Genomic DNA, 15,032 nt, shown 5'->3' with positions numbered 1-15,032 from the left:
GAGATATCGTCATGATGTCTTTGAGGAAGAAATGGATTGTCGCTCTGACCGCGGCCAGTGTCGCGGTGGGTAGCGTTGCGGTGCCGGCGATGGCGCAGGAGCGCCGTTCCTTTGATCCGGCCAGGCTCGACAAGGTGCAGGCCGAATACAGCCAGTATCGCTATCGCGGTTACTATCGCGGCGGCTGGCGTGGGCCTTCGCGGGGCTCGGCCATTGCGGCCGGTGTCGGCCTGGGCATCCTCGGAGCGGCGGCTGCCGCGGCGAGCGCCCGGTCCTATGACCCGTATTACGATGGCGGCTATTATGCCGCGCCGGTCTACGCGCCGCCGCCGCCGGTCTATGTGGCGCCGCGCTACTACGCGCCCTACGGCTACTATGCGCCCTACGACTTCCGCGATCATCGCTGATCGCGGATGATCGGAGCGAAGGGCGGAACTCGCTCCTTGCTCCGATAAGATAACAAGATCGAGATCCGGTCGCCACTTCGGCCGGACAGAGAAACGCCACCGTGAGCCGCTCCGGCTCGCGGTGGGCCTGAATTGGGGGAATGTCGGATGATTGGGTTGAAACGCTACGTGTCGGTCAAACGAGCGCTGATGGTTGGGGTGCTCGCCCTCGGGCTGGCGCCGGCCGTCTCGCTCGCGCAGGACATGCCCTACGGCAATGACTACGGCCGTGGCGGGAGCTATCAGGCCAACCCGTATTCCCGGGGCGGCAACTACAACTACAATTACCAGCGGCCGCCGGCCGCCGGCGGTCCGATCGACAACGGCGCGCCCAGCTATCGCGGCGGCCCGGGGTATCGTGGCGGGCCGGCCTATGGCGGTGGACGCGCTTACGGCCGGCGCGGCAATCCCTATTACGGCATGTCGATCGAGCAGCAGAAGCGCGCGATCCGAAACCAGCGCGAAGCGCAGAAGCGGGCCATCAAGCGCGGCTTCTGACAGCCTCGCCGGCACTCCGACATCAATCACGACCCGGGCCGGGACGGAAAATCCTTCCGTTCCGGTCTTCGCCATGTCGGGACGGCGGACAGGCTTCGATCTGATCGGGGCCCCGGCGTGGCGCCGGGCTCACGCCGTTTCCGGCCCGAATGCGTCGTCGGCCAGTCGCGCGAGCCGGTCGAGCGCGCCCTGGAGGATGTAGGCGGCCGCCATCTTGTCGACCACGGCCGCGCGCTTGGCCCGCGAGGCGTCGGCGTCGAGCAGGGTGCGCGTGACCGCAAGCGTCGACATCCGCTCGTCCCAGAACACGATCGGCAATTCGGTCAGCGGCGCGAGATTGCGCACGAAGGCGCGGGTCGACTGCACGCGCGGCCCCTCGCTGCCATCCATGTTGAGCGGCAGGCCGATCACCAGCCCGGCGACCTGATATTTGCCCGCGATCTTGAGCAGCGCGGCAGCGTCGAGCCCGAACTTGACGCGCTGAATGGTTTCGAGCGGCGTCGCGATGCTGCGCTCCACATCCGACAGCGCGAGCCCGATCGTCTTGGTGCCGAGGTCGAGCCCGAGCAGCCGCGCGTGATCCGGCAGATCGAGAAGGCTTTCGAGCGGAACGATGGCACTGGTCATCCCAGCGCGGTAGCACGCGGGGCCCGCGCTTACGAGCGATTGCTGCGCGAAGAGCGCGCCTTGCATCCCAGGAATGGCCACCGTCGCGCCAGATCGTGCCGGAACCGTCGCGCATGGCGACCGAGCGCTCTATCCTCGATGCACGAAGGCGGGATCGCCGCCATGGAAGGATACACTGCGCGTGCCGGCTCTGATCTCGTTGCAAGTTCCCGACAGAGCCCTGCTCGCGCCCTATGAGGCGGCGCTGCGCGGCGGCTGGTCGCCGAATACGACACGCGACGTCGCGCCGGAACAGCTCGCCGCCATCGCTGCCGATCCCGACGCCTTCCTCGCCGAACTCCGCGGTGGACCGGGCCTTATCCGCCTGCCGGATGGCCGCGAGGTCGAGCGCCTGCCGGGGCCGACGCGCTGGATCTTCGCGCAGGACAGACCCGGGCGTCCCTTCGTCGGCTCGATCAATCTGCGCTGGCAGGCGGATGCAGAAGGCCGCCCGATGCTGGCCCTGCCCGAGCATGTGCTCGGACATATCGGCTACGCCATCCTCCCGGCCTTCGCCGGCCACGGCTACGCCACCGCCGCGCTCGGCGCCATGCTGCAGGTGGCGCATCAGGCCGGCTTGCCGGAGGTCGTCATCACCTGCGACGAGTCCAACCACGCCTCGCGGCGCATCATCGAGAAGAACGGCGGGCGGCTGGTCGAAGCCTTCACCGCGCCGCTCTATAGCCCCGACCCGCATCTGCGTTTCCAGCTCAGCACCGCTCGGTGATCAGCCTCGCCAGAGGGCCAACAGGTGAATCGTTGGATGAAGCCGTGATCGGAAACGATTCCGCTTATTGAAGAATCGGCCCGCTCGAATGCGCCGAGATCGCGCGAGATGTCGCTCAGACGAGCGCGAACCGGTCGACATCGACCAGCCCCTTGTCGGTGATCTTGAGATGCGGGATCACCGGCAGGGTCAGGAAGGCGACCTGCAGGAAGGGTTCCGCCAGCACGACGCCGAGCGCCTTCGCCGCCGCGCGCAGCGTTTCAAGATCGTGCCGCACCGCTTCGAAAGGCGCTTCGCTCATCAGCCCGGCGACCGGCAGCGCCAGCTCCGCCACGACCTTGTCGCCATCGGCCACCGCGAAGCCGCCGCCGGTCTCGATCAGCCGGTTGGCCGCCGCCGCCATCGCCACGTCATCGACGCCGACCACGCAGAGATTGTGGCTGTCATGGCCGACCGAAGAGGCGATGGCGCCGCGCTTCATGCCGAAGCCATGGACGAAGCCCGTGGCGATGCCGCCGCTCCTGCCATGGCGCTCGATCACCGTGACCTTGACCGCATCCTGCGCGAGATCGGGCAGGGCCTCGCCATCGCGCGCGGGCAGGGACATCGCCAGCCGCTCGGTGATGATCCGGCCGGGCACGACGCCGATCACCGGCGTCTCGCCCTCGCGGGCCTGTGCTCGGAAATCGGCCGGCGTGAGCCTGCGGCTCTTCACGCTGCCATGCCCGACCGCCGGAACCTCAGTCCGGCCCTCGAACAGCCCGGCTTCGACCAACCGCCCCCCGGTGAAGACATGGCGCACCGAACAGGTGGCGAGATCCTCGACCAGCACGATGTCGGCGCGTTTGCCCGGCCCGATGAAGCCGCGGTCGAACAGGCCGAAATTCCGCGCCGCCGAGAGCGAGGCGATGCGGTAGGTCGCCAGCATATCCGCGCCGTTCGTGATGGCGGTGCGGATCATGTAGTCGAGATGGCCTTCCTCGCCGATATCGAGCGGGTTGCGGTCATCGGTGCAGAAGGCGAGGAAGGGCGAGGCATCGCGCGAGATCAGCGGGATCAGCGCATGCAGATCCTTCGAGACCGAGCCCTCGCGGATCAGGATCGCCATGCCTTTGCTGAGTTTTTCGCGCGCTTCGTCGGCGGTGGTCGTCTCGTGGTCGGTGCGGATGCCGGCGGCGAGATAGGCGTTGAGGGCCATGCCCCGCACCAGCGGCGCATGGCCGTCGATATGGCGGTCCGAGAAGGCCTCGAGCTTGGCGAGGCAGCCGGGATCGCGGTGGATCACGCCCGGAAAGTTCATGAATTCGGCGAGGCCGATGACCTTGGGATGGTCCATCATCGGGGTCAGGTCGGCAGCCTCGAGCTGCGCGCCGGCCGTCTCCAGATGCGTCGCCGGCACGCAGCTCGACAGGTTGACGCGCAGATCCATCCGCATCGCCTCAGAGCAGGCGAGGAAATAGCGGATGCCCTCGCCGCCCAACACATTGGCGATCTCGTGAGGATCGCAGATCGCGGTGGTGACGCCGTGCGGCAGCACGCAGCGCTCGAACTCGAAGGGCGTCACCAGCGAGGATTCGATATGCAGATGCGTGTCGATGAAGCCGGGCACGGCGATGAGGCCGGCGGCGTCGAAGACGCGCTTGCCCTGGTATTGGCCATAGGTCCCGACGATGGTGTCACCGCAGAGGGCAATGTCGCTCTCGACGAGATCGCCGGTAACAAGATCGAGGAGGCGCGCGCCCTTGATGACGAGATCGGCCGGCTCGTCGCCATGCCCCTGAGCGATCCGGCGGGCGAGCGTGGCTGCGTCGGTCATGGAGCGATTCCGTTGGCTGGTCATGCCGACAGCCTGCATGGCTGCGCGCGCATTGTCGACTTGGTCGGGCGGTCGGATCGGCCTAGATAGGGGCCGGCAACTGAAAAGCCTGGAGACCCCCGCATGAAGCTCACCTGGTACGGCCATTCCGCCTTCCGCGCCGAGATCGACGGCGCCGTCATCCTGATCGACCCGTTCTTCACCGGTAATCCGGGCTTCGAGGGCGATATCGCGGCCATCTCCAACGGCGTGACCCATATCGTCGTCACCCACGGCCATGGCGACCATGTCGGCGACACGCTCGACATCGCCGAGAAGACCGGCGCGACGGTCATCACCAATTACGACCTCGCCATGCATCTCGCCGCGAAGGGGCTGAAGAAATTCCAGCCGATGAATACGGGCGGCACCGTCGATCTCGGCCCGTTCAGCGTCACGCTGGTCCGCGCCGACCATTCGGCGGGAATGGGCGAGGCCGGCGTCGCCGTCCCGGTCGGCAGCCCCAACGGGGCCATCATCAAGGCGAAGGGCGAGAAGACGCTCTGGCATATGGGCGACACCGACATCTTCTCGGACATGGCGCTCCTCAGCGAGATCCATGGCGTCGAAGCCTGCATCTGCCCGGTCGGCGACCGCTTCACCATGGGCGGCAAGGTCGCGGCGCTCGCCATGACCCGCTTCGTCAAGCCGAAGGTGGCGATTCCCTGCCATTACGGCTCGTTCCCGATCATCGACTCGAATGCCGATGCTTTCGTCGCCGGGATGCAGGGCAGCGGCATCGAGGTCGTGGTGCCGAAGAAGGGCGAAGCCTTCGCGATCTGAGCCGGGCTCCCGGATCGTCAATGTTGATTTACGTCGGGGTGTTCGCCGCGCTATAGCCCCGGCGAACCGTTTTCAGGCGCATAAGCTGCGCCCCATTCAGGAGTCCGCCATGTCGGTCGATCTCGCCACCGTCAAGCGCGTCGCGCATCTCGCGCGCATCGCCGTTCCGGAGGCCGATCTGCCCAAGCTGCAAGGCGAGCTCAACGCCATCCTCGGCTTCGTCGAACAGCTCAACGAGGTCAATGTCGAGGGTGTCGAGCCGATGACCTCGGTGACGCCGATGGCGATGAAGCAGCGCGAGGACGTGGTCGATGACGGCGAGATCGCCGACGAGATCGTCGCCAACGCCCCGGTTTCCGAAGACGATTACTTCATGGTGCCCAAGGTGATCGAATAGGCGCGAAACGCGCTTGTTCGATCACCCCGGACGCGCGCAGCGCGATCGGGGGTCTTTTGACCAGATAACTCCGGAATTTTCCCGTGACCGATCTCACCCGCCTGACCCTGACCGAGGCCCGTGACGGCCTGAAGGCCAAGACCTTCACCGCGACCGAGCTGACCAAGGCGCATATCGCCGCCGTCGAGAAGGGCCGCGCCCTCAACGCTTACGTGCTCGAAACGCCCGAGCATGCCCTGAAGCAGGCCGCCGCCTCAGACGAGCGCATCGCCAAAGGCGAGGCCGGGCCGCTCGAGGGGCTGCCGCTCGGCATCAAGGACCTCTTCGCGACACAGGGCGTGCGCACCACCGCCTGCTCGAAGATCCTCGGCAATTTCGTGCCGCCCTATGAATCGACCGTCTCTAGCCAGCTCTGGCGCGACGGCGCGGTGATGCTCGGCAAGCTGAACAACGACGAATTCGCCATGGGCTCGTCCAACGAGACCTCGGCTTTCGGCAACGTCGTCAACCCCTGGCGGCGCAGCGGTTCCAATGTCGGAGCCGGGCAGGGCGGGGCGGTCGAAGGCAACCATCTCGTGCCGGGTGGCTCCTCGGGTGGCTCGGCGACCGCCGTCGCCGCCGATCTTTGCCTCGCCGCCACCGCGACCGACACCGGCGGCTCGATCCGCCAGCCGGCCGCCTTCACAGGCACGGTCGGCATCAAGCCGACCTACGGCCGCTGCTCGCGCTGGGGCATCGTCGCCTTCGCCTCCTCGCTCGACCAGGCCGGGCCGATCGGCAAGAGCGTGCGCGACTGCGCCGTGATGCTGCGCTCCATGGCCGGGCATGACCCGAAGGACACCACCTGCGTCGATACCCCGGTGCCGGATTACGAATACGCCGTCGGCCGTTCGGTGAAGGGCATGAAGATCGGCATTCCCCGGGAATACCGGCTGGAGGGGCTGAACCCCGAGATCGACGCGCTCTGGCAGAAGGGCATCGAATGGCTCAAGGCCGCCGGTGCCGAGATCGTCGAGATCTCGCTGCCGCACACGAAATACGCCCTGCCGGCCTATTACATCGTCGCCCCGGCCGAGGCTTCGTCCAACCTCGCCCGCTATGACGGCGTCCGCTACGGCCTGCGCGAGCAGGGCAAGGACATCGTCGAGATGTATGAGAAGACCCGCGCCGCCGGCTTCGGCGCCGAGGTCAAGCGCCGCATCATGATCGGCACCTACGTGCTCTCGGCCGGCTATTACGACGCCTATTATCTGCGCGCCCAGAAGGTCCGCACCCTGATCAAGCGCGATTTCGAGACGGTTTATGCCGACGGCATCGATGCGGTTCTGACGCCGGCGACGCCTTCGGCGGCCTTCGGCATCGGCGAGAAGGGCTCGGCCGACCCGGTCGAGATGTACCTGAACGACATCTTCACCGTGACGGTGAACATGGCCGGCCTGCCAGGCATCGCGGTGCCGGCAGGGCTGGACAGCCAGGGCCTGCCGCTCGGCCTCCAGCTCATCGGCCGCCCCTTCGACGAGGAGACGCTGTTCTCGCTCGGCGAGGTGATCGAGCAGGCGGCGGGCCGCTTCCCGGTCAGCGAGCGCTGGTGGGGCTGAGCGCGCGATAGGTTCTGCCGGCCCGGCTAGGGAACTGCCGGCTGACTCGACCGTCATTGCGAGGAGCGAAGCGACGAAGCAATCCAGGAGGACCGGGTGAAACATTCAACCCAGTCTCTCTGGATTGCTTCGCTGCGCTCGCAATGACGGTGTAAACAGCAGAAGCAACCCGCGAGGAGACGGCCATGATCTTCAGCCGCGCTATGGCCTATGCCTGCCTGACGGTGCTTGCCGGCATCCTCGCCTTCGTCGCTGTCCTGCTGGTCCTGCTGACGATCGTCCAGATGGCGCGAGGGGAGGCTGTTCCCGATCCGGCGGCGAGAGCCATCGCGACCGTCATTGCCTTGGGCCTCGCTCTGGGGTGCCGGGCGGTGGCACGGCGCCTGGTCTGATCCTTTCCGAAAGGCTTCGCCGCTCGGGCTCCGAAAGCCTCTAAGCGGAGACGAAACGAAAAGGGGCCGCAATTGCGGCCCCTTTCTTGTTCGTGGCTCCGGTTGCCGGAGCGGCTGCCGGCGGCTTCAGTGCGCCGCTGTCGGCTCGGCCGGCGGCGGGGCCTGCACCTTCCGCTTGGTCCCGCGCAGATCCGCCAGCCAGCGCACCATCACGTAGAACACCGGCGTGAAGATCAGGCCGAAGAAGGTCACGCCCAGCATGCCGGAGAACACCGCGATGCCCATCGCCTGGCGCATCTCGGCGCCGGCGCCGACCGAGATGGTCAGCGGCAGCACGCCCAGGATGAAGGCGACCGAGGTCATCAGGATCGGCCGCAGTCGCGTCCGGGCCGCGGCGATCGCCGCATCGCGCCGGTTCATGCCTTCATCCTCGGCCTGCTTGGCGAACTCGACGATCAGGATCGCGTTCTTCGCCGCCAGGCCGACGAGCACCACCAGGCCGATATCGACCAGGATGTTGCGGTCGAGATTGGCGTAGTTCACCCCGAACATCGCCGCCAGGATACACATCGGCACGATCAGGATGACCGCCAGCGGCAGCAGCCAGCTCTCGTAGAGAGCCGCCAGCAGCAGGAAGACGAAGACCACCGCGAGGCCGAAGGCGACGATCGCGGTGTTGCCGGCGAGCTTCTCCTGCAGCGCGATCTCGGTCCATTCGAAGCCGAAGCCGGCCGGCAGGCGCTCGGCCGCGATCTTCTCGACCGCCGCGATGCCCTGGCCGGTGGAGAAGCCGTGCGCCATCGAAAGCTGCACTTCCGCTGCCGGATAGAGATTGTAGCGCGGCACGCGATAGGCACCGGTCGTGTCCTTGAAGGTGGCGACCGAGCCGATCGGCACCATCTCGCCATCCGCGTTGCGGGTCTTGAGATTGGCGACGTCGCGGGTGGTCAGGCGGAACGGATTGTCGGCCTGTGCCGTGACGCGGAAGGTGCGGCCCAGCAGGTTGAAGTCGTTGATATAGGCCGAGCCCATATAGATCGACAGCGTCTCGAAGATGCGGGTGACGGGCACGCCGAGCATCTCCGCCTTGGTGCGGTCGATATCGGCGTAGATCTGCGGCGTCTTGGTCGAGAACAGGGTGAAGGGCTGCACGATGAAGGGCAGCTGGCCGGCCGAGCCGGCGACCGTCCAGGCCGCGCCTTCGAGCGCCGCGAGGCCGCGCCCGCTGCGATCCTGCACATAGCCCTTGAGGCCGCCGCCATTGCCGATGCCGGAAATCGCCGGCGGCTCGATCAGCAGGGTGAAGGCTTCCGAAATCCCGAACATCTGCTGGCGGAGGTCGCCGAAGATGCCCTGGGTCGTCAGGCCCTGCTTCACGCGCTCTTCGAAGGGGGAGAGCGTGACGAAGGCGACGCCGGTGTTCGGCGCGATGGTGAAGGTCGCGCCGTCGAGGCCGGCGAAGGCGACGGTATGCGCAACGCCGGGGCGGGACTGCAGGATCTCGTTGGCCCTGCGCAGCACGGCGTCGGTACGCTCGAGCGAGGAGCCGGGCGGCAACTGGATCACGGCGATGAAATAGCCGCGGTCGAGCTGCGGAACGAGGCCGGTCGGCGTCTGGACCAGCCGCTGCGCGGTCAGCGCGATCAGCCCGGCATAGACGATGAGCAGGATCACGGCGAGGCGGATCAGCCGCGAGGTGACGCGCCCATAGCTGCGCGAAAGCCAGTCGAAGGCCGCGTTGAAGTAGTGGAAGAACCAGCGCACAGGCGCGCCCAGCTTGTAGATGAAGCCGTGCTGCTCATGCGGGTCATGCGCCTTGTGCGGCTTCAGCAGCAGCGCCGACATCGCCGGCGAGAGCGTCAGCGAGACAAAGCAGGAGATCGCAGTCGAGGCCGCGATGGTGACGGCGAACTGCTGGTAGAACGTGCCCTGCAGGCCGCTGATGAAGGCGGTTGGGATGAACACCGCGCAGAGCACGAGCGCGATCGCGAGCAGCGCGCCGCCGACCTCGTCCATGGTCTTGTGCGCGGCCTCCTTGGGCGACATTCCCTGCGCCAGATAGCGCTCGACGTTCTCGACGACCACGATCGCGTCGTCGACGACGATGCCGATCGCCAGCACCAGCGCGAGCAGCGAGATCGTGTTGAAGGAGATGCCGACCGCGCTCATGATCAGGAAGGTGCCGACCAGCGAGACCGGGATCGCGACGATCGGGATCACCGCCGCCCGCCAGGTCTGCAGGAACAGGATCACCACCACGACGACGAGGATCATCGCCTCGAACAGCGTGTGCACCACCGCGTCGACCGACTGCGCGATGAACTCGGTCGGGTTGTAGATGATGCGGTGCTCGAGTCCCGGCGGGAACTGCTTGGACATGTCGCTCATCGTCGCGATCAGCTTGTCCGATGTCGCGAGCGCGTTCGAGCCGGGCCGCTGGAAGACGCCGATGGCGACGGTGTTCCTGTTGTCGAGATAGGCGTTGGTTGTGTAGTCCTGCGAGCCGAGCTCGACGCGGGCGATGTCGCGGACGCGGATGGTGCCGCCATCGGCGTCGGAGCGCACGACGATGTTCTCGAACTCGGAGACGTCGGTCAGGCGGCCGAGCGTATTGACCGAGAGCTGGAAGGCCTCGTTCGACTTCGCGGGCGGCTGGTTCAGCGCGCCGGCGGCCACCTGCACGTTTGCCGCCCTGAGCGCAGCGACGACGTCGCTCGCCGTCAGGTTGCGCGAGGCGACCTTGGCCGGGTCGAGCCAGATGCGCATCGAGAAGTCGCGCGCGCCGAAGACCTGTACGTCGCCGACGCCGTCGACGCGGGTCAGCACGTCCTTCACATAGAGCGAGGCGTAGTTGGAGATGTATTGCGCGTCGCGCGACCCGTCCGGCGAGATCATGTTGATGACCATCAGGAAGTCGGGCGAGGCCTTGCGCACCTGGACGCCCAGCGCCCGCACGTCCTGCGGCAGGCGCGGTTCGGCCTGGGAGACGCGGTTCTGCACCAGCACCTGCGCCTGGTCGATATCGGTACCGCCCTTGAACACGACGTTGATCGTCACCACGCCGTCGCCGGTCGACTGCGAGGTGATGTAGAGCATGTCGTCGACGCCGTTCACCTCCTGCTCGATCGGCGTCGCCACCGTGGCGGCGACCGTCTCGGCCGAGGCGCCGGGATAGGTGGCGCGGATCGACACCGTCGGCGGGGCGATCTCGGGATATTCGGCGATCGGCAGGGAGCGCTGGGCGATCGCGCCGGCGATCGTCAGCAGGATCGAGAGGACCGTGGCGAAGATCGGCCGGTCGATGAAGAAATGGGCGAAGCGGAACATGGAAGGTCCTGTCCGGAAAAGGCGGACGGGCGCCGCAAGGCGCCCGGATTGTCGTGTCAGGGGCCGAGGGCCGGCCCCTGACCGGTCAGTTCGTTGTCGCGACCTTGATCTCGCCCGGCTGCGGCGTGACCGCCACGCCCGGACGGACCATCGGATTGGCATTGCCGCCGACGATGACCTTGTCCTGCGAGGTCAGGCCGGCGCGGATCACGCGCAGGCCTTCGCTGAGTGGGCCGAGCTCGACGATCTTCGGCACCACCTTGTTCTCGGGGCCGACGGTCAGCACGACCTTGTGGGACTGGTCCGAGGCGATGACGGCGTCGGGCACCAGCAGCGCATCCGCCTCACCGGCGAAGAAGCGCAGGCGGCCGAACACGCCGGGCGTCAGGAACTGGTCCTTGTTGTCGAACACGGCGCGGCCGCGAATGGTGGCCGAACGCGCATTGAGCGCGTTGTCGAGGAAGTTGACCTTGCCGCGGCGGTCCCACTTCGCCTCGTCGGACAGGCGCACTTCGACCACCGTGCCGGAATCGCGGCTGGCACCGTCGCGCGGATTGGCCATGCGGGCATAGCGCAGATAGTCGGCCTCCGAGACGTCGAAGGTGAAGTAGATCGGATCGACCGCGACGATGGTGGTCAGCAGCGTCGCGCCGGACTGGCCTCCCGAGATCAGGTTGCCCGGATCGACGCGGCGGTTCGAGATGCGACCCGCCAGCGGCGCGCGCACCTCGGTCCATTCGAGATTGAGCTGAGCGGTCTTGAGATTTGCCTCCGCGCCCTGCAGCGTGCCGACGGCGCTGTCGAGATTGGCCCGCCGCTGGTCGACGTCGCGCGCCGTGATCGTGCGGTTCTGGGTCAGGCCCTCGGCGCGCTCGACCTCGTTGCGGGCGAGATCGACCTGCGCCTTGGCGCGGGCGATGTCGGCCTGCGCCACGTCGACGGCCAGTTTGTAAGGCCGCTGATCGATGGTAAAGAGGAGGTCGCCCTTCTGAACCAGCGCGCCGTCACGGAAATGGACGCGGTCGATGAAGCCGGAGACGCGCGCGCGCACCTCGACCTGCTCGCTCGCTTCGAAGCGGCCCGTATACTCGTCCCAGTTGGTGACGCGTTTGGCGAGCGGGTTGGCGATCTGGACGGGCGGGGCCGGCGGCGCTCCCTGGGCGGACGCATCCTGCTGAACGAGGATGGTCGACGCGGCGGCAGCGAGCACCAGGCCGATAAAACGGCTGCGTGACATGGAGAAACTCCGGATTGCGGGCCAGGCATATCATCGTTGGTTTCCGGCCGTTGGCGCAAGAAGGGTATGGCAGTGACGAATGTCAAGAACCATCACCCATCATAGGACGCCTTCCTGACACAAATAAGCAATGTTCCCGCCATCTGGTTGCAGGAGTGCAACGCGTTTCGGCCTCCGGATGACGCGTTGAGGCCCTGGCGCGAGGAATGCGTCTTGCGCGCGGCGACCTCCGCGCACTGTGATCCTTGCGCGCCGTGACCCTTGCCGCCCGTTCGCCGAAAGCGTAACGCGTAGCCGAGTTTGAGAGCCGAAAGGTTAGAGATGAACGCGCATGTCCGCCCCGCCGACCCCAAGAAGCTGATCAAGGGCGCGACCGGGGATTGGGAAGTGGTGATCGGCATGGAGATCCACGCCCAGGTCACCTCCAACGCCAAGCTGTTCTCCGGGGCTTCCACCGGCTTCGGCGCCGAGCCGAACGAACATGTCAGCCTCGTCGATGCGGCGATGCCGGGCATGCTGCCGGTGATCAACGCCGAATGCGTCCGCCAGGCGGTGCGCACGGGCCTCGGCCTCAACGCGCAGATCAACAATCGCTCGGTCTTCGACCGCAAGAACTATTTCTACCCGGACCTGCCGCAGGGCTATCAGATCAGCCAGTACAAGAGCCCGATCGTGGGCGAGGGCGAGATCGTGGTCGATCTCTCGCCGACCGAGCAGATCACGGTCGGCATCGAGCGCCTGCATCTGGAGCAGGACGCCGGCAAGTCGATCCACGACCAGCATCCGACGATGAGCTTCGTCGACCTCAACCGTTCGGGCGTGGCGCTGATGGAGATCGTCTCCAAGCCAGATCTGCGCTCGGCCGAGGAGGCGAAGGCCTATGTCTCGAAGCTGCGCACCATCCTGCGCTATCTCGGCACCTGCGACGGCGACATGGAGAAGGGCAATCTCCGCGCCGACGTGAACGTGTCCGTCCGCAAGCCCGGCGACGAGCTCGGCACGCGCTGCGAGATCAAGAACGTCAACTCGATCCGCTTCATCGGCCAGGCGGTCGAGGTCGAGGCGCGCCGCCAGATCGGCATCATCGAGGATGGCGGCACGATCGACCAGGAGACGAGGCTCTACGATCCCGGCAAGGGCGAGACCCGCTCGATGCGCTCCAAGGAAGAGGCGCATGACTACCGCTACTTCCCCGATCCCGATCTGCTGCCGCTCGAATTCGACGACGCCTTCGTCGCGAATCTGAAGGGCGCGCTGCCGGAGCTGCCGGACGCCAAGAAGGCCCGCTTCATCGCGGAATACGGATTGTCGCCCTATGACGCCTCGGTGCTCGTCGCCGAGCGCGAGCAGGCCGACTATTTCGAGGCGGTGGCGAAGGGCCGCGACGGCAAGGCCGCCGCGAACTGGGTGATCAACGAGCTGTTCGGCCGCCTCAACAAGGAAGGCAAGGACATCGCGTCCTCTCCTGTGTCGGCCCTCCAGCTCGGCGGGCTCGTCGACCTGATCGGCGAGAACGTCATCTCGGGCCGCATCGCCAAGGACCTCTTCGAGATCCTCTGGACCGAGGGCGGCGACCCGCGCCAGATCGTCGAGACCCGCGGCATGAAGCAGGTCACCGACACCGGCGCGATCGAGAAGGCCGTCGACGAGCTGATCGCGGCCAATCCCGACAAGGTCGAGCAGGTCAAGGCCAAGCCGACCATGCTGGGCTGGTTCGTCGGCCAGGCAATGAAGGCCTCCGGCGGCAAGGCCAACCCACAGGCCCTCAACGAGATCCTGAAGAAGAAGCTGGGGATCGAGTGATCGAATACGCCGTCATCCCGGACGCTGCGACGCGGAGATCCGGGAGCCATGCCTGAAGCTTTTTCGGAAGCGCTCCGGCCTGGATCCCGGGTCAAATCCGGGACGATCGCGGTGTTTCCTGCGCAAGCTGGACGATTGGGATGACCCCCGCCGACCTCGTCATCCGTGACGCCGAAGCCGCCGACATTCCGGCGGTCAGGGCGCTTCTGGTCGAGACCTGGCACGCGACCTATGACGGCATCTATGGCTGGCAGCGGGTCGCCGAGATCACCAATGCCTGGCATTCGCCGGAGAATCTGCACAGCCAGCTCGGCCGCGACGAGGGCGTCTTCCTCGTCGCGTCGGTCGGTGCGGAGATCGTCGCCACGGCATCCGCCAGACCGGAACGCGACGGCGCGGCGCTGCTGACCCGGCTCTATGTCCTGCCGGCCTGGCAGGGCGTCGGCATCGGCCGCACATTGCTTCAGGTCGCGCTCGCCTGCTTTCCGAAGGCGCCGGTCGCCCGCCTCGAGGTCGAGAGCCAGAACGAACCGGCGATCGCCTTCTACGAACGCATGGGTTTCTTCCTGCAGCGCCAGGCGCGCTTCGACGGCCGCGACGACACGCCGAACACGCTGCTGATGGCCAAGCGCCTCTTTGCCGAGTGACCTCGCGCCCACTTCCCGTCTGTGCCTGAGCCGAAAGCCGATGCGATGACCAGGACATCTGTCTCCGCCGCCGAAATCACCATCCGCCGCGCGCGGGCCGAGGATGTCGCACGCATCGTGGAACTCATGATGCTCGGCGCGCCGACGCAGACGTTGACGCCGGAGGAGATCGCTGCCGAGGCACGTCACCCCGCCTATGCCGAGGCCTTCGCCGAGATCGCTGCCAACAGGGACAGCGCGCTCTGCGTCGCCGAGCGGGCAGGGCAGGTGATCGGCACCTTTCAGATCACGCTGATCCCCGGCCTCATCGCGCGCGGGCGCAAGCGCGCCAAGATCGAGAGCGTCCATGTTTCGCCGGAGAGCCGTGGGCTCGGCATCGGTGCGCTGATGATCCGCCACGCCCTGGCCTTTGCCGAGGAGAGCGGCGCCGGTCTCGTCGAGCTGACCTCGAACAAGAGCCGCGTCGATGCCCATCGCTTCTACCGCAAACTCGGCTTCGACCAGAGCCATGAGGGCTTCAAGAAGCCGCTCTGAACCTGAAAAGGTTACACGCGGGGAGGACATGGCGCAGTCGCGCTGTGGGCGGGCGCAACCCCTTCCGGCCCCGCCGGCCTAACCATAGATTGGCGGCTGAAGTCTCGTCGCAGCAAGGAAGC

The 15,032-nt window shown here is 66.7% G+C and carries 14 protein-coding genes; 10 read left to right on the top strand and 4 right to left on the bottom strand.

Translation table 11 applies throughout. The annotated features are described in order from the left end of the window. Positions 1-11 precede the first annotated feature (11 nt). Together GY40_RS24785 and GY40_RS24780 are read left to right on the top strand one after the other, a co-directional pair. A complete protein-coding gene (locus GY40_RS24785; RefSeq protein WP_038368137.1) occupies positions 12-407 on the top strand; it encodes a hypothetical protein in 396 nt (131 codons plus the stop codon). A gap of 168 nt (positions 408-575) precedes the next feature. After that, positions 576-944: a hypothetical protein gene (locus GY40_RS24780; RefSeq protein ID WP_197062817.1), complete on the top strand. Its 369-nt coding sequence runs from the start codon at positions 576-578 to the stop codon at positions 942-944. Positions 945-1,073: 129 nt separating this feature from the next. Here the strand turns inward: GY40_RS24780 and ruvX are convergent, their stop codons facing one another. Then, positions 1,074-1,571 (bottom strand): Holliday junction resolvase RuvX, encoded by a 498-nt coding sequence (gene ruvX, locus GY40_RS24775; protein WP_038368799.1) that lies wholly within the window; start codon positions 1,569-1,571, stop codon positions 1,074-1,076. A 181-nt stretch (positions 1,572-1,752) separates the two neighbouring features. On the opposite strand from ruvX, the gene GY40_RS24770 reads away from it, so the two are divergent. Continuing rightward, a complete protein-coding gene (locus GY40_RS24770) occupies positions 1,753-2,337 on the top strand; it encodes a GNAT family N-acetyltransferase (protein ID WP_051988490.1) in 585 nt (194 codons plus the stop codon). 115 nt (positions 2,338-2,452) lie between these two features. Here GY40_RS24770 and ade read toward each other — a convergent pair whose 3' ends face one another. Then, complete coding sequence (gene ade / locus GY40_RS24765) at positions 2,453-4,153, bottom strand: adenine deaminase (RefSeq protein ID WP_038368133.1); 1,701 nt, start codon at positions 4,151-4,153, stop codon at positions 2,453-2,455. A gap of 123 nt (positions 4,154-4,276) precedes the next feature. Here ade and GY40_RS24760 point away from each other — a divergent pair, with 123 nt between their 5' ends. The 4 genes from GY40_RS24760 to GY40_RS24745 all read left to right on the top strand — a co-directional run bounded on the left by GY40_RS24760 (position 4,277) and on the right by GY40_RS24745 (position 7,362). Beyond that, the gene (locus GY40_RS24760) at positions 4,277-4,975 is read left to right on the top strand and encodes a metal-dependent hydrolase (RefSeq protein ID WP_038368130.1); all 699 of its coding nucleotides are present in this window, start codon (positions 4,277-4,279) and stop codon (positions 4,973-4,975) included. A 109-nt stretch (positions 4,976-5,084) separates the two neighbouring features. After that, a complete protein-coding gene (gene gatC / locus GY40_RS24755; protein WP_038368128.1) occupies positions 5,085-5,372 on the top strand; it encodes an Asp-tRNA(Asn)/Glu-tRNA(Gln) amidotransferase subunit GatC in 288 nt (95 codons plus the stop codon). A gap of 83 nt (positions 5,373-5,455) precedes the next feature. Next, on the top strand, positions 5,456-6,970 hold the full coding sequence (gene gatA / locus GY40_RS24750) for an Asp-tRNA(Asn)/Glu-tRNA(Gln) amidotransferase subunit GatA (RefSeq protein ID WP_038368125.1): 1,515 nt from the start codon (positions 5,456-5,458) through the stop codon (positions 6,968-6,970). Positions 6,971-7,155: 185 nt separating this feature from the next. Then, positions 7,156-7,362 (top strand): hypothetical protein, encoded by a 207-nt coding sequence (locus GY40_RS24745; RefSeq protein WP_038368122.1) that lies wholly within the window; start codon positions 7,156-7,158, stop codon positions 7,360-7,362. Between the two features lie 126 nt (positions 7,363-7,488). On the opposite strand, the gene GY40_RS24740 is transcribed toward GY40_RS24745, so the two are convergent. Both GY40_RS24740 and GY40_RS24735 read right to left on the bottom strand, forming a co-directional pair. Beyond that, entirely contained in the window at positions 7,489-10,689 is a 3,201-nt protein-coding gene (locus GY40_RS24740) for an efflux RND transporter permease subunit (RefSeq protein WP_038368120.1), read from the bottom strand. 85 nt (positions 10,690-10,774) lie between these two features. Then, positions 10,775-11,926: an efflux RND transporter periplasmic adaptor subunit gene (locus tag GY40_RS24735; protein WP_038368118.1), complete on the bottom strand. Its 1,152-nt coding sequence runs from the start codon at positions 11,924-11,926 to the stop codon at positions 10,775-10,777. A 321-nt stretch (positions 11,927-12,247) separates the two neighbouring features. Here GY40_RS24735 and gatB point away from each other — a divergent pair, with 321 nt between their 5' ends. The 3 genes from gatB to GY40_RS24720 all read left to right on the top strand — a co-directional run bounded on the left by gatB (position 12,248) and on the right by GY40_RS24720 (position 14,910). Continuing rightward, positions 12,248-13,729: an Asp-tRNA(Asn)/Glu-tRNA(Gln) amidotransferase subunit GatB gene (gatB, locus tag GY40_RS24730; RefSeq protein ID WP_038368115.1), complete on the top strand. Its 1,482-nt coding sequence runs from the start codon at positions 12,248-12,250 to the stop codon at positions 13,727-13,729. Positions 13,730-13,869: 140 nt separating this feature from the next. Further along, a complete protein-coding gene (locus GY40_RS24725) occupies positions 13,870-14,376 on the top strand; it encodes a GNAT family N-acetyltransferase (RefSeq protein WP_038368112.1) in 507 nt (168 codons plus the stop codon). 45 nt (positions 14,377-14,421) lie between these two features. After that, entirely contained in the window at positions 14,422-14,910 is a 489-nt protein-coding gene (locus GY40_RS24720; protein WP_038368110.1) for a GNAT family N-acetyltransferase, read from the top strand. The last annotated feature ends 122 nt before the right edge of the window (positions 14,911-15,032 follow it).

The sequence above is a fragment of the Allobosea sp. UNC402CLCol genome (assembly GCF_000745475.1).
Classification (GTDB): Bacteria; Pseudomonadota; Alphaproteobacteria; order Rhizobiales; family Beijerinckiaceae; genus Allobosea; species Allobosea spartocytisi.
This window is presented reverse-complemented; position numbering and strand designations above follow the sequence as displayed.

What these genes read in the sequence shown, in the direction of transcription:
- GY40_RS24785 (WP_038368137.1), top strand. Translation starts at nt 12, where the DNA reads ATGATGTCTTTGAGGAAGAAATGGATTGTCGCTCTGACCGCGGCCAGT.
- ruvX (WP_038368799.1), bottom strand. Translation starts at nt 1,571, where the DNA reads ATGACCAGTGCCATCGTTCCGCTCGAAAGCCTTCTCGATCTGCCGGAT.
- ade (WP_038368133.1), bottom strand. Translation starts at nt 4,153, where the DNA reads ATGACCGACGCAGCCACGCTCGCCCGCCGGATCGCTCAGGGGCATGGC.
- GY40_RS24760 (WP_038368130.1), top strand. Translation starts at nt 4,277, where the DNA reads ATGAAGCTCACCTGGTACGGCCATTCCGCCTTCCGCGCCGAGATCGAC.
- gatC (WP_038368128.1), top strand. Translation starts at nt 5,085, where the DNA reads ATGTCGGTCGATCTCGCCACCGTCAAGCGCGTCGCGCATCTCGCGCGC.
- GY40_RS24745 (WP_038368122.1), top strand. Translation starts at nt 7,156, where the DNA reads ATGATCTTCAGCCGCGCTATGGCCTATGCCTGCCTGACGGTGCTTGCC.
- GY40_RS24740 (WP_038368120.1), bottom strand. Translation starts at nt 10,689, where the DNA reads ATGTTCCGCTTCGCCCATTTCTTCATCGACCGGCCGATCTTCGCCACG.
- GY40_RS24735 (WP_038368118.1), bottom strand. Translation starts at nt 11,926, where the DNA reads ATGTCACGCAGCCGTTTTATCGGCCTGGTGCTCGCTGCCGCCGCGTCG.
- gatB (WP_038368115.1), top strand. Translation starts at nt 12,248, where the DNA reads ATGAACGCGCATGTCCGCCCCGCCGACCCCAAGAAGCTGATCAAGGGC.
- GY40_RS24725 (WP_038368112.1), top strand. Translation starts at nt 13,870, where the DNA reads ATGACCCCCGCCGACCTCGTCATCCGTGACGCCGAAGCCGCCGACATT.
- GY40_RS24720 (WP_038368110.1), top strand. Translation starts at nt 14,422, where the DNA reads ATGACCAGGACATCTGTCTCCGCCGCCGAAATCACCATCCGCCGCGCG.